This window comes from Labilibaculum sp. K2S (assembly GCF_030372765.1).
Classification (GTDB): Bacteria; Bacteroidota; Bacteroidia; order Bacteroidales; family Marinifilaceae; genus Labilibaculum.
In genome coordinates this window covers 1-13,581 of record NZ_JAUCMW010000035.1, presented here as the reverse complement: position 1 = coordinate 13,581, position 13,581 = coordinate 1, and the positions used below count along the sequence as shown (strand labels likewise).

Below are 13,581 nucleotides of genomic sequence, written 5' to 3'. Positions count from 1 at the left end.
AACCCAGGACCCCATCATTAAAAGTGATGTGCTCTACCAGCTGAGCTAAGGAATCAGATAAACTTCGTTTTTTAAAGCGATGCAAATATAGAGTGATTAAATGGAAATCGCAAACTGAAAATGGCAGAAATATCCATATTTCCCAAGAGGAAGTGAGGTGGGTTTGCTTTATTGTATTGGTTCGTAATTTGATAGTGGAAAGAAATATTGGTGAGAAAAAAGATCATTTTTTTAAAATAGCCCTAAATTCCTTATGATAATGGCCTGTTTTTTGTTCTGAGGAACTGTTTTAATAAGGGAACCGATAGGAGTAAATTCTGGCTTAATCAGCCACTAAACTTGATTTTACGGTTTAAACATTTCAATACATTAAAATATTTTTAAATTTGTAGTCGTTTAAAAAATGGCGGGAATTACTTTCTGCGACTTATAATCTGTTAATATATCTCTTTCATGAAACAAAAAATTGTTGTGATTACAGGAGCTTCTTCTGGAATAGGAAAGGCATTGGCTTTAGAATTTGCTTCCCGTGGATCGAAAATTGTTTTAGCTGCAAGAAATCTTGAAAAGTTAAAAGAAGTGGAAGAAAGTATTCTGGCTTTGGGCAATGAGGTTTTAACTGTTAAAACGGATGTAAGTGTTGAAGATGATTGTAAAAATCTGATAACAGAGACCGTAAATCGATTTGGTGGAGTTGATGTGCTGATAAACAATGCGGGTATTTCGATGAGAGCTCTTTTTTCTGATTTGGATTTGTCGGTCATTAAAAATTTGATGGATGTTAATTTTTGGGGAACGGTGTTCTGTACCAAATTTGCAATGCCATACATTACTAAATCAAAAGGATCTGTTGTAGGAGTAATCTCAATTGCCGGTTATATTGGTTTACCTGCCAGATCGGGATATTCGGCATCAAAATATGCTATTCGTGGTTTTCTGGATACCTTACGGGTCGAAAACCTAAAAACCGGTGTTCATGTGTTGGTAGCGGCGCCTGGTTTCACAGCCTCAAATGTTCGAAATGTTGCCTTAACAGCTGATGGATCGATGCAGGGTGAAACCCCCCGCGACGAAAGTAAAATGATGAGCGCAGAAGAATGTGCCCGTTTAATTGCCATTGCTGTAGTAAAACGAAAACGGGAACTGATCATGACATTTATGGAAGGAAAATTAACCGTTTGGCTCAAGAAATGGTTTCCTTCATTATTGGAAAAGTTAACCTATAGTCATATGGCTAAAGAGCCGGATTCTCCCTTAAAATAGAAACCAAAAGAGACATGTGTATTTAATTCGTAAGTACACATTTTTTCTTGGCGTAACTTTTACCGGCGATACCAGTATACGGCACTATTGTGATAAATGATTCGCAATAACTACTACTACATATACCAATGGATAAATCACATTTTAATACGTTTATCTTCTCCAGTGCGGATAAGATCTACTATTACGTATATTGCTTATTGAGAAATCAGGAGGAAACTCTTGAGGTGGTAAGCTTAACAATTGAGGAATGTTGGAAAGAGCGAAAGAAATTTAGCCATACCGATATGATTTATGTGTTTAAGATTGCAAGAAAGTTGGCCAGACTTAAAGCAGCCACTGGTTGCGAAAAAAGAATATCTCCGGCTTCTGCAAATAATTTATTAGCTGATACCAATCCGGATTTAACTCGTTTTTGTCTCCTGACTCAAGATTTGTCACCTGTACAGGCCGAAGTAATGTGTTTGCGTTCTATGGTTCGGTTACATATGGATGATATCTCTATTGTTGTGGACTTAGGAATTAATAATGTACAGTCTATTCTGTCGGAGGTAAGAAAAGCCATTAGAGCGAGAATAGATCCAAATGGTATTTTTTCAGGTTCGAAGAGTAATGAAGTCCTGTTTAAATATTATTCGGGAAAATCGACAGTAGAAGAGGAAGAACAGCTTCGGCTGTATTTTTCACGAATGGATTTGTCTGATGTAACCGGGGCTGACAAAGAGCTTTTTCAACTATTCTTAAAAATTGGCAATGCGGCTATGCCATCCAACTGTTCCGATCAGTTGCTTTTGGAAATAAAAGAAATACAGAAGAGGAATTGGCGAAGTTCTTTCCCGAGAATTTTTAAGTGATTCATAAAATAGATTTATCACAACTACTCAGCAGAGGGATCTGTTCTATCGAAAAATTTCCGTTGGGGAGGAATTGAGTTCAAATCAAACAATTCGACCCATTCCATCTTTACTCTAAAGAAAGTTAAATTCGGATTCTCAACCGATTGGTAGATATCCTGAAGGATTTTGCTTTCTTCGAATATTTTTAGCTGCATTTCATCAGATACATCGAAGAAGGCTGTGCCTGCCACGCGAATGGAAACCTGATCGTGCCAGCTCACCATTTCAATTTTTGGGTTTTCTTTCAATTGCAGGTATACTTCTTTGTTTTTTGCGGTGGAAAAGAACAATTCCTGTTCATTCAATTGCATAATGCGAAAGATTCTCACCTTAGGACTTCCTTGATCATTAACTGTTGCTAAAGCAAGATCTTTGTGCTGGTTAAGTAATTTTATTAAATCTTTCATAAGTACTTAAAGTTAACCTGGGTGATTTTATTCTAAACGATCAGTAAGTGATTTGAACCCTTTGCCTAAAATTTCATTGGTTTCCATTACAGAAACAAACGCTATTGGGTCAATAGAGTGTATGTAATCTTGCAGCATCGACAATTCTCTTCTGTTCACAACAATAAAAATTATCGATTTTTCCTTTAAATCAAGTGTTCTGTTGCCTTTTATAATAGTTCCGTTAAGATTGAAATCATCGGTGATTTTGGCTCTGATTTCTTCATGTTTATCAGAAATAATAAATAAGGCTTTTTCGTAAGTAGAACCCTGTAAGGTGATATCAGTAACTTTTCCAATAATAAAAAGTACGATCCATGAATACAATGGAATTTGCCAATCCATTTTAATGTACAAACTACTTAAAATAATCAGGGAATCAACATAAATAACAAGCTGTCCAACTGGAAGTCTGCTATATTTTGCGCCAATCATGGCGATAATGTCTGTTCCGACAGAACTCGCCCGGGCTTTAATGATCAGACCTAAACCAAAACCAATAAAGATTCCGCCGAAAATACAGGATAGCAGCACATCATCTACCAATGGAATGAATCCCCACCAAGTGCTTAATATATCTATGAATAATGCGCATAAAATGAATGATATAAAGGTTCTGACACCAAAACGGGGACCTAATAATTTTATGCCAATAAAGCACAACGGAATATTTATGGCCAAACTAGCTAATCCAACAGGAATTCCTCCCCCGTACTTTCTAAACAAGTCATTCGAATAATCCAAGAATTGATAGAGTATACCTGAGAAAAAACCATCGTAATCAGCAGGATTTAATGTGCCAAAAATGCCATGAGGGAACAATCCAATTGTAAGTTTGTTAATGACAATACCTAAACCGTAGACAGTACCCGGTACAATTCCATGAGGAATAATAAAAAAAACAAATCCGGCAGCAACAACAAATGCACCAAAAATTAGAATGGTATAATTATAGAACCATTTACTTGAAAAGAGAGTATCTTTTTGTATAAAAGTCAAAACGATTATGATTTATGGAGTTGGAATTAATCTTAAAGCTTATTTGGATTTTTTACAAAATAATAGTTTTTATTGAGATTTATGGAGCTTCACAAGATATTTTTCTGTTAAAATAAATTGAATTGCTGTTGTTTTGTTAGTAAAGAATTGATTGTTTTGCATCACGATCAAATATGAGAGACAATGAAGGCTAAAATTAGTAAGTTACTAATGCAATTGTTTGGGTGGAAATATATTGGAGATATACCGCAGGTTAAGAAGGCTGTTGTGATTGCGGTTCCACATACTTCAAACTGGGATTTTGTTTGGGGAAAGCTTGCTTTTTCATCTTATAATATTCCTACAAAAGTTTTAATGAAAAAAGAGATGTTCGTGTTTCCTCTTAAGTACATCTGGAAATCGTGGGGAGTAATTCCTGTTAATCGCTCAGCGAAAGGAAATATGACTGATGAACTGGTTAAAGAATTTGCGAGTCGTGAGTCCTTGTATTTGTCAATTGCACCGGAAGGGAGTCGCAGCCTTCGTTCTGAGTGGAAAAAGGGTTTCTACTTTATCGCACTAAAGGCAAATGTTCCTATTTATTTGGCTGAAATTAACTATGAGGAAAAAACCTTAACTTGTGGTGAAGCTTTTTATCCAACGGGCCATGTAGAGAAGGATATGATTAAGATTAAAAGCAAGTATATCAATTGTAAGCCTAAATATCCGGCGAATTTTACAACAGGATTGTAACCAAAAGAATAAGATGTCCGATACCCTAAAAGTTAGTTTAGTTCAATTAGAATTGGTTTGGGGAAATGTTGATGAGAATCTGAATAAAATTTCGAATCTGCTGTTACCTCTAAAAAATCAGACTGATTTAATTGTTCTGCCTGAGATGTTCTCGTCAGGCTTTATGATGGAGAATACAAATCTGATTGCGCCAAAAGCTAAGATGACCCTTGACTGGATGAAAAATCAAGCCGGAGAATTAAATGCTGTTCTTCTTGGAAGTATAATTGTAGAGGAAAACGGCGAATATTTTAACCGTTTGCACTGTGTAGATAGTGAAAAGATTATCTGCTTTTACGATAAGCGTCATTTGTTTAGAATGGGAGAGGAACACCACCACTTTTCAAATGGGAATGATCGGGTTGTCTTCTATCTTGGGAAATGGAGAATCTGTCCTTTGGTTTGTTATGATTTACGTTTTCCGGTATGGAGCCGCAATCAGAATGATTATGATATTTTGTTGTATGTTGCCAACTGGCCCGAAGCCCGAAGAGATGTTTGGAATACGCTTTTGAAAGCACGGGCAATTGAAAATCAGTCGTTTGTTGTTGGAGTAAATCGAATTGGATTTGATGGTTTGGGACTTTCTTATGCCGGAGATTCAGCTCTTTTTAACGCAAAAGGTCAGCTTGTTGGAAAATGTGCCGATCACATCGAAGAAATTACTACTCTGCAATTAAATTTAGATGAATTGAATGAATTCAGAAGGAAATTTCCTGTTCATTTAGATGCAGATTCATTTCAAATAAGTTAGAATTCATCAAGTATTTGTCTGATTAATAGTGAATTATTGTTTTGTGGTAATAATGTGCTTTCGGGGATTTGTAAAACTAAGTTTATAGTTATATATTTATGTCTAGAAATATCCTAAAATAAAATCAATGAAAGAATTAACTAGAGCAGAAGAACAGGTGATGCAAATCCTATGGGATCTTGAAAATGCATTTGTAAAGGAAATTATAGAGAAAATACCTGAACCCAAACCTGCTTACAATACTATATCCACCATTACACGAATCCTTGAGAAGAAAGGTTTTGTGAGTCATATTGCTTACGGTAAAAGTCATCAGTACTTTCCTTTAATGGGGAAAAAAGAATATACCCGGAAGTTTATGAAAGGCTTCGTTCGCAATTATTTTTCGAATTCTTATCGTGATATGGTTTCATTTTTCGCTAAAGAAGAGCAAGTGAGTTTATCGGAATTGGAAGAAGTGAAAAGAATGGTTGAAGAGCAAATAAAAAAGCAAAGTAGATAAGCTAATAGTAAATGATCACAGGCATAATCTTATATTTTTTGCAATCAGCAATATGCATGGCGTTTTTTTATGCCTTGTATTGGTTGTTTCTAAAAAGGGATACTTTTTTTAGAGTGAACCGCCTGTTCCTTTTGCTCACGTTACTTGCCTCGGTATTAATTCCAACATTGGAAATACCTTTTCAACCCGAACCTAAGAGTTCGATAGAAAATTCATTTCATGTTTTAGATGCTGTAGTTATAGCCTCGCAGCAGTATTTAAACAGCAATATGCTCGAAGAGGTTGTTGTTACGGCAACAGTGAAAAAAGCTCTTACATGGTACCAATACTTAGGTGTAGTTTATATTTTGGGAGTATTTCTTTTTTCGATCCGATTTTTTAAAAATTTATTTCAGTTATTTTCCTGGACAAAAAGCAGTAAGATTTTACGTGAAAAGGGATTTCGACTAGTGATCATGAATGATGATTATCCTCCTTTTTCGTTTCTAAATTCTGTTTTCATTAGTAAAGCTGATTACCAAAAGTCCAATTTTTCTTCCATTTTAGCACACGAGAGGGTACATGTAGATCAGCTTCATACTTTCGATTTGTTAATGATTGAAATTCTCACCGTTATATTTTGGTTAAATCCTGTTGTTTGGTTCTATAAGTCATCAATTCAGGAAGTACATGAATATTTGGCCGATGATAAGGTTGTAAACGGATCTGTAAATGCGAACGAGTACAAGATGCATATTGTGAATCAATTTGCAGGTGGTGATTTGTTTCGTTTAGCAAATAATTTTGGTCAGTCAACACTGAAAAAAAGAATCTCGATGCTTGGTAGAATAAAAACACCAAGAATTGCTCTGGTAAAACTCTTGCTTATTATACCAATTTTTGTGGTTCTGTTATCAGCTTTTGCTTTTACAATTAAGGAGGAAGAAAAGTTAGATACAGAATTCTCATTTAAAGAGTTACTGCCGGTGGACTTGAATATATTTTCTTCCTTACGAAGCGAACCAGTAAATTTTTATTCTGAAACAAAAAATGAATTCTCACCGCAATTAGTCACTCACAAAATCAATAAGCTGGAGTATAAAGAAACAATCAACCCTGAAGAAATAAAGACCATAACTGATGAAATGCCTGTTTTTCCGGGTGGTGTAATTGCCCTTCAAAAATACCTGGCAAAAAATGTTAAGTATCCTAAGCTGGCTCAAACTAAGCAGATTGAAGGTCGTGTTTTTGTTTCTTTTGTGATTAATAAAGAAGGGAGAGTTATTAATACTGCTTTGGCAAGAAAAGTTAATCCTTTGTTAGATCGTGAAGCTTTACGGGTTGTATCGTCTCTTCCTAAATGGAATCCGGGAAAAAAAGATGGTGAATTTGTGAATATTGCATATACTGTTCCTATTAATTTTCAGCTAAAAGATTTAATCGATAAGCCTGTTGATTCGCCGGATCCTTTGTATTCAAGAATCAAGAATTCATCCGACTATCATCTGGAAAATGTTCTTAAAACTAATGTGAATAAGAGCAAAGAATATTTTGTAGTAGAGAAAATGCCACAGTTTACTGAGGCAAATGGCAATTTGAGAAAATATATCGCAAGAAAAATTCAATATCCTGTTTTGGCTGCCGAACAAGGCTACGAAGGTCAGGTTTTTGTTCAGTTTGTTGTGAGGACTGACGGTAGTGTTGCAAAGGCTAAAGTAATAAAAGGAGCAAATATTGAATTAAATAAGGAAGCCTTACGTGTTATTAACAGCATGCCTAATTGGGTGCCCGGTGAGCAACACGGAAAAAAAGTTGAGGTTAAATATACAATTCCTATTCGTTTTTCTTTGAACTAATAAATTTTTTTACGTATATTAACTAAGAATTTAGTTATAGAACTAACTTCTTAGGATTAAAACCAAACCAATTTATATTGTCTAACCAAAAACCCTTTATTATGGAAGTTAAGAAAAACCCCCGCTATGATTTGGAAAAAAAACGAGGTTTATTTTTACAAATCGGATTCCTTTTAAGTCTTATAATTGTATTAATGGCTTTTGAGTATAAAACCCCGGTTGGAAAAACGGCAGATCTGGATTTTGATGTTCTTGAAGAAATGGACGAAATTATTCCCATAACCGTGCAGGATAAACCTCAGCCAAAAGAAATTCCTAAAATTAAAGAAATGATTTTAACAGAATTAACTTTAGTTGAAGATGATGATGAAGTTGATGATTTGGAAATTATTGATTCCAATGTATCTGAAGATGATTCCTATGTTATTGCAGATGTAAAAGAGGATGTCGAGGAAAATGTTGAAGATGTACCATTTGTAAGGGTAGAGCAAATGCCAATATTTAATCCTAAAAAGAATAATACCTATGAAGAGGGACTAAAAGATTTGTTTATAACCATGCAAAAAATGACCAAATATCCTATTGTGGCACAGGAAAATGGGATTGAAGGAAAGGTGTATGTTCGATTTGTAGTTACAAAAACAGGAAATATTGAACAGATTCAAGTAATGAGACCTGTTGATCCTTCTCTGGATAAAGAAGCGATTCGTGTCGTACAAAATCTGCCAAAATTTAAACCGGGAATGCAAAGAAACAAACCGGTAAGTGTTTGGTTCAGTGGGTACATTTCGTTTGTATTGCAATAGAACTTTTTTTTTGAATCGTATAACTAAAAAATTAGTTTAATGATGAATGAATAACCATTAAATGTTTCACCAAAAAAACTCATGATTATGCAAGTGAAAAAGAATTCCCGATATAATTTAGAGAAGAAGAGAGTACTGTTTTTACAGATTGGTTTCTTAATTAGTTTCTTATTTGTGCTAATGGCCTTTGAATATAAAGTACCAATGAATGAACCTGAAGATATTGTATTTGATTCGATTGATGATATGGAAGAATTAACAGCAGTAACTTTTCGTGAACCGGAGAAAAAAATGGAGCTGCCAAAAGTCAGGAAAATAGATCTGATTGACCTGTTGGTGATTGAAGAAGAGCCTGAAGAGGAATATATTCCTGAGGATTCGTTTGGAGATCCTAACGAGGAGATATTAGAACAACCAGCCTATGAAGAGGAAATATCAGAAGAAATGAGTCCTTTTGTGAGCGTAGAGGAGATGCCAATTTTTAATCCTCAAAAAAATAAAACCTATGAAGAGGGGTGCAAAGACTTGTTTATTACCATGCAAAGAATGGTTAGGTATCCAATAACTGCTCAGGAGTCAAATATTCACGGGAAAGTATTTGTGAAATTTGTTGTAACAAGCGATGGGAACATATCAAATATTCAGGTGATACGTAAGGTGGATCCTTTATTGGATGAAGAAGTTGTTCGTGTGGTGCAGAATTTACCAAAATTTAAACCTGGCAAACAATTTAATAAAAAAGTACCGGTTTGGTTTTCAGGCTATATTAATTTTGTTTTGCAATAGGTTTTAGTTATACATAAGTCTTCAGAAGTTTGCAACTATTACAGCTTAAATCCGTATACTTAAATAGTTCTTTGAACTCATCCTCTTATGAGGACATAAGCTGAACATTATTAGATGTTTTTAGTGATGTTTGGTTTTTTGTCACTATGGAAACTGTACTTTAATATTTAAAATGTTTAGCTATGATTCCCAAAAAGAATCCAAATGCTGATTTGGAAAAACGAAAATCATTGTTTTTTGAAATTGGGTTGGTTATGGCCTTAGCATTAACTTTAATATCTTTTGAATGGCCTACAAGAGTAAGAGAGGTTGTTGAAATTAGAAATCTGGTTGATTTAAAATTGGATGAAGAAATAATTCCAATTACCAGACAGGAAGAAATTAAAGAAAAACCCAAATTACCACCAAAAATTCAATTAACAGATGTAATTACGATTGTTGAAAACAATACCGAGTTAGAAAATGAAATTGAAATCGTTGAAGAAAACTTAAATCAGGAAACTGAATTTGAAATCGCTCCACAAGAAGTATTTGTTGAGGAAGAGGTTGACGATGAAGCGAAAATTTTCGTGATTGTAGAGGAAATGCCAATATTTAGGCCTGATATCTGCAAAAACAATGTTGAAGGTAATTTAGAATTGTACAGACACATCAATTCGAGTATCAGATATCCTGTTATTGCGCAGGAAAATGGAATAACGGGAAGGGTTTTTGTTAGTTTTATTGTTGGGAAAGATGGGAGTATTTCAAAAGTAGAATTGCTTAGGGGAATTGACCCTTCATTGGATCAGGAAGCTCTGCGTGTAATTCGAAATTTGCCCAAATTCCAACCAGGTAAGCAAAGGGGAAAGCCGGTGAAAGTTTCTTATTCCGTTGTGATAAACTTTGTACTTCAGTAATAGATAAAACAATACAGACAAATAAAAGTAAAGCCTGCTGAATCATTTAGCAGGCTTTATTTATTTTATAGTATCACAGATTGAATTTCTTTAGCTTCTGCATGTTTTTTTAACAGATCAATTGCTAAATTCATTGCTTCAGGCAAAGCTTTTTCAGCCTGAAAACTAATAATGATCATGAGAAAGTTTTTACATGTTTCGTCGATTTGGGTTCGTAAAGAATCGCTTGTAGGACTTCCAAATGCTCCCAGATCATCTCTGAAAACGGGCAGTTTATCTATATTTAAAGATCCTCGTCCGATTCCTTCGTAGGCTTCGTCAGCTTTTCCAATGCCAAAGCGAACGACACCTTCTATTTTGTCAGCATTGTATCCGCCAATTGAAAACCCACTTGTAATAGACACCAAATTTAATAAATCTACCACATTATTTATTTTGTACAATCCTTTCCCATTTACAATTCTTCGTAACAAAGATTCTGCTGACAAGCGATACCTGCTGGGGTCTTTTCCAACTGCCCGATATCCTTTTTTTGAACTATTAATACTTGGGATATCTACAATTCCTGAAATGGCCAGATTTTGTTGAATGTTTACTGTGTTTTCATTAATTACCTGCCATAGATCCGGACATTCTTCTTTCGTGTTTATCCTGCATTGAATAATGCCCAGGCGAAGAGATGGACAAATTTGTTTTAGTTCTGCTTCTATTTCGATTTTAGTCATATCAATTTTCATTCGTTAATCGGTATTTTGACAGATTAACAATTTGAATGCAAAATACAGATTCTACTTATTTTATCGCAATTAATAACAGGAATAAATTTAATTACAGAATCAGAAAAAATTTTATCATAAACTTTTTATCAGGAAAGATATTCGTTAACTTTAAATGATAACGACTGAAAAAATGACTTGTAAAACTGCTTTAATAACTGGAGCTGCAAAGCGAATTGGAAAATTTATTGCTATGCATATGGCAAAGAATGGTTTTAGTATTGCCATTCACTACAATTCCTCTAAAAATGATGCAATTTCGTTGCAGACAGATTTGGTGAATAAATATCCGGAACAAAAATTCAAGATTTTTAAAAGTGATTTGAATTCTACTCAAGACACAGATCGTTTAATTGATAAGGTTTTATTGCATTTTGAGAAGATTGACGTTTTAATAAATAATGCATCTGTTTTTAATTCAGGAGTAATTCAAGAGACTTCGGTAAAGTTGTTTCAGGATCAGATGAATGTGAATTTATTTGCTCCTTTTATTCTGTCAAGGGATTATGCTATGAATAGTGAAAAAGGTTTGATTATAAACTTGTTGGATACTAGAATTGAAAGCTATTCAAATTTGTATGCGGCTTACAGTTTGTCGAAAGTTGGATTGGCTCATTTAACAAAAATGGCAGCGCTTGAATTTGCACCTAAAATTAGAGTCAATGGTATAGCTCCCGGAGCAACTCTTGCTCCGGTGGATCAGGGAGAGGAATATTTGCAGCGACTGGCGGAAAAAACACCAATGAAAATTTCCGGTGGAATTGAACCCATCTTGCAATCATTGGATTATATATTGGCAAATCAGAACCTAACCGGGCAAATTTTGTATTGCGACGGAGGTGAACAACTCTTATAAACTGTAATTTATGGCAATAATTCGTGTGAAAAATTTGTTGATTAGAACTTATATTGGATTTAATGAGGACGAATTGCGTAACAAACAAGATGTTGTGATTAATATGACCATTAAGGCAGATGTGGAGAACGCTATAGCTAATGATGATGTTGATAATTCATACAATTACAAAACAATAACAAAAAAGGTGATTGTGCTTGTGCAGGAAGGTAAATTTAAAATGTTGGAGAATTTGACCCGGCAAGTATTGGATGTAATTTTGATGAATCCCCAAGTGGAGTGGGCAAAAGTGGAGGTGGATAAACCTCATGCTTTGCGTTTTGCTGAATCTGTATCAATTGAATTAGAGGCATACAGAAAAGGCGTTTCTTAAAACGGAAATTTCACTAAATCAATATATAATGAACGATTGTATAGTAGGTATAGGATCGAATATTAATCCAACAGAAAACATTCGAAAGATGCTGTGTCTTTTGTCGAAAGATCATTTGCTGAAAAAACATTCCAAATGGATTAGAACAGCACCGATTGGAATTACCAATCAGGAGGATTTTATTAATGGAGCCGTGAGGTTAAGAACGCATCACTGCCGTGAGGAATTCAATTTGTATTTGAAACAATTGGAGGATAAAATGGGAAGGGACAGAAGTCTTCCGAAATTTGGTCCGCGTATAATCGATTTAGATATTGTTGTATGGAATGATGAAATTGTGGATGAGGACTACCATTCAAGAGATTTTTTAAAGAAATCGGTGGATGAGCTATTGTTCGGTTAATTTCTGTTTTAATTGTTTCGCAAGCTCAATATCAGCAGCAGCCCAGTCAATATGATCTAATTCGCTAAGCTCAATCCATTTGTAATTTTGATGAACTTGCAGGATTAATTCACCCGACAGATGTTCTACAAAATAGCTCAGCAAGTGAATTGACTTGTTGCCATAATCAAATATGCTCTCTCCAAAATAATCAAGAACTTTTGTTTCAATTCCAAATTCTTCAAACAGTTCTCTCTTGAGGCATTCCTGAGGTGTTTCGTCAGATTCAATTTTACCACCTGGGAATTCCCATTTGCCGGATAATTCATCATCCTTACTTCGTTGGGCAACAAATATCTTCCTGTTTTTAATAATTATTGCAGCGGTAACTTTGATTGGTTTCATTAGCTATTGGAAGATAACGGCGTTAATTCTTCGAGTAGATCGGATGCCAGTCGCACCAAATTTTTGCAGGACATGCTGTAGTTGAATTTGATATCGAAACAAGTCAGGTATTCTGATTTTTCTTGAAAACGTCTGGTGAATTCAGCTAATAATTCAGGCTTGTCTTTTAGTAATTCTAAAGCCGCATGATAAGCACCGCAATTGCCACCCTTTGCTTTTCCATTGCCATCTTTTGAACACTCATTTATCTCATCATTGGTAATCCTAAACTCTTCCTGAAAAGCTTTGTAGATAGCCTGAGCGCAGTTGTAATAAACAGGCGGTTTGTGAAAGTATTTTAAGGCTATATCGGCCTTTGTCTCTTTATTTGAAAAGCTCATTGATTAAAATATTGCTTTGATAACAAGCAAATGTAGGCTTTTCCAAAAATATTATCCAAACATTAGTATGCTTCTTCAACATATATGTGAAAAAAGAATGGCATTGTTCGTTATTATAATGGAGAAAATCAGCGAAGAGAATAGGGGGATTTCGGCTTGTATTTTTATTCCTATGATTAGGAGGATATGTATTTCACGTCTAAATTTTTATGATTTAGACGGAGTTAGAGGAAAAATATAACTGTTTTTAAGCGAAATTATTTTTAGCCGAAAGTTTAAAGTCATTCGGTTATTTCAATGTTGTTCTCCTCGGGATCCAAAATTACACTTTCGGAATAAGCATCTCCTGTTGTTTTTGGTTCTCCCGATACACGAAACCCATTTTCTCTGATTCTATTAACCTGAGTTCGATTATTAAAGTGTTGTTTTATAGGTAAATAGGTCAAACAAAT

Annotated in this window: 17 protein-coding genes; 12 read left to right on the top strand and 5 right to left on the bottom strand. The window is 34.7% G+C overall.

Annotated features, from left to right (window positions below):
* Nucleotides 1-453 precede the first annotated feature (453 nt).
* Together QUH73_RS20120 and QUH73_RS20115 are read left to right on the top strand one after the other, a co-directional pair.
* On the top strand, nucleotides 454-1,263 hold the full coding sequence (locus QUH73_RS20120; protein WP_289532242.1) for an SDR family oxidoreductase: 810 nt from the start codon (nucleotides 454-456) through the stop codon (nucleotides 1,261-1,263).
* 128 nt (nucleotides 1,264-1,391) lie between these two features.
* On the top strand, nucleotides 1,392-2,117 hold the full coding sequence (locus QUH73_RS20115) for an RNA polymerase sigma factor (RefSeq protein ID WP_289532241.1): 726 nt from the start codon (nucleotides 1,392-1,394) through the stop codon (nucleotides 2,115-2,117).
* A gap of 23 nt (nucleotides 2,118-2,140) precedes the next feature.
* Here QUH73_RS20115 and QUH73_RS20110 read toward each other — a convergent pair whose 3' ends face one another.
* Both QUH73_RS20110 and QUH73_RS20105 read right to left on the bottom strand, forming a co-directional pair.
* Entirely contained in the window at nucleotides 2,141-2,566 is a 426-nt protein-coding gene (locus tag QUH73_RS20110) for a pyridoxamine 5'-phosphate oxidase family protein (RefSeq protein WP_289532240.1), read from the bottom strand.
* Nucleotides 2,567-2,593: 27 nt separating this feature from the next.
* The gene (locus QUH73_RS20105) at nucleotides 2,594-3,604 is read right to left on the bottom strand and encodes a YitT family protein (RefSeq protein WP_289532239.1); all 1,011 of its coding nucleotides are present in this window, start codon (nucleotides 3,602-3,604) and stop codon (nucleotides 2,594-2,596) included.
* A 183-nt stretch (nucleotides 3,605-3,787) separates the two neighbouring features.
* Here QUH73_RS20105 and QUH73_RS20100 point away from each other — a divergent pair, with 183 nt between their 5' ends.
* The 7 genes from QUH73_RS20100 to QUH73_RS20070 all read left to right on the top strand — a co-directional run bounded on the left by QUH73_RS20100 (nucleotide 3,788) and on the right by QUH73_RS20070 (nucleotide 9,957).
* Nucleotides 3,788-4,336, top strand: coding sequence for a 1-acyl-sn-glycerol-3-phosphate acyltransferase (locus QUH73_RS20100; protein WP_289532238.1), 549 nt, complete (start codon nucleotides 3,788-3,790; stop codon nucleotides 4,334-4,336).
* Nucleotides 4,337-4,349: 13 nt separating this feature from the next.
* Nucleotides 4,350-5,129 carry an amidohydrolase gene (locus QUH73_RS20095; RefSeq protein WP_289532237.1) on the top strand — a complete coding sequence of 260 codons (780 nt, stop codon included), beginning with the start codon at nucleotides 4,350-4,352 and terminating at the stop codon, nucleotides 5,127-5,129.
* Nucleotides 5,130-5,256: 127 nt separating this feature from the next.
* Nucleotides 5,257-5,631: a BlaI/MecI/CopY family transcriptional regulator gene (locus QUH73_RS20090; protein WP_101262091.1), complete on the top strand. Its 375-nt coding sequence runs from the start codon at nucleotides 5,257-5,259 to the stop codon at nucleotides 5,629-5,631.
* A 56-nt stretch (nucleotides 5,632-5,687) separates the two neighbouring features.
* A complete protein-coding gene (locus tag QUH73_RS20085) occupies nucleotides 5,688-7,466 on the top strand; it encodes a M56 family metallopeptidase (protein ID WP_289532236.1) in 1,779 nt (592 codons plus the stop codon).
* A gap of 101 nt (nucleotides 7,467-7,567) precedes the next feature.
* The gene (locus QUH73_RS20080) at nucleotides 7,568-8,272 is read left to right on the top strand and encodes an energy transducer TonB (protein WP_289532235.1); all 705 of its coding nucleotides are present in this window, start codon (nucleotides 7,568-7,570) and stop codon (nucleotides 8,270-8,272) included.
* A gap of 87 nt (nucleotides 8,273-8,359) precedes the next feature.
* Nucleotides 8,360-9,058, top strand: coding sequence for an energy transducer TonB (locus tag QUH73_RS20075; protein WP_289532234.1), 699 nt, complete (start codon nucleotides 8,360-8,362; stop codon nucleotides 9,056-9,058).
* Nucleotides 9,059-9,240: 182 nt separating this feature from the next.
* Entirely contained in the window at nucleotides 9,241-9,957 is a 717-nt protein-coding gene (locus QUH73_RS20070) for an energy transducer TonB (protein ID WP_289532233.1), read from the top strand.
* A gap of 65 nt (nucleotides 9,958-10,022) precedes the next feature.
* Here QUH73_RS20070 and QUH73_RS20065 read toward each other — a convergent pair whose 3' ends face one another.
* Entirely contained in the window at nucleotides 10,023-10,682 is a 660-nt protein-coding gene (locus QUH73_RS20065; RefSeq protein ID WP_289532232.1) for a B3/B4 domain-containing protein, read from the bottom strand.
* A gap of 184 nt (nucleotides 10,683-10,866) precedes the next feature.
* Here QUH73_RS20065 and QUH73_RS20060 point away from each other — a divergent pair, with 184 nt between their 5' ends.
* The 3 genes from QUH73_RS20060 to folK are packed head-to-tail and all read left to right on the top strand — an operon-like array spanning nucleotide 10,867 to nucleotide 12,365.
* Nucleotides 10,867-11,589, top strand: coding sequence for an SDR family NAD(P)-dependent oxidoreductase (locus QUH73_RS20060; RefSeq protein WP_289532231.1), 723 nt, complete (start codon nucleotides 10,867-10,869; stop codon nucleotides 11,587-11,589).
* A gap of 10 nt (nucleotides 11,590-11,599) precedes the next feature.
* Nucleotides 11,600-11,962 carry a dihydroneopterin triphosphate 2'-epimerase gene (folX, locus tag QUH73_RS20055; RefSeq protein ID WP_289532230.1) on the top strand — a complete coding sequence of 121 codons (363 nt, stop codon included), beginning with the start codon at nucleotides 11,600-11,602 and terminating at the stop codon, nucleotides 11,960-11,962.
* Between the two features lie 28 nt (nucleotides 11,963-11,990).
* Complete coding sequence (folK, locus tag QUH73_RS20050) at nucleotides 11,991-12,365, top strand: 2-amino-4-hydroxy-6-hydroxymethyldihydropteridine diphosphokinase (protein WP_289532229.1); 375 nt, start codon at nucleotides 11,991-11,993, stop codon at nucleotides 12,363-12,365.
* Here the strand turns inward: folK and mutT are convergent.
* Complete coding sequence (gene mutT / locus QUH73_RS20045) at nucleotides 12,351-12,749, bottom strand: 8-oxo-dGTP diphosphatase MutT (protein WP_289532228.1); 399 nt, start codon at nucleotides 12,747-12,749, stop codon at nucleotides 12,351-12,353. The genes folK and mutT overlap by 15 nt on opposite strands.
* On the bottom strand, nucleotides 12,749-13,129 hold the full coding sequence (locus QUH73_RS20040) for a C-GCAxxG-C-C family (seleno)protein (RefSeq protein WP_289532227.1): 381 nt from the start codon (nucleotides 13,127-13,129) through the stop codon (nucleotides 12,749-12,751). Before QUH73_RS20040 ends, mutT begins: the two co-directional genes overlap by 1 nt.
* Nucleotides 13,130-13,581 lie beyond the last annotated feature (452 nt).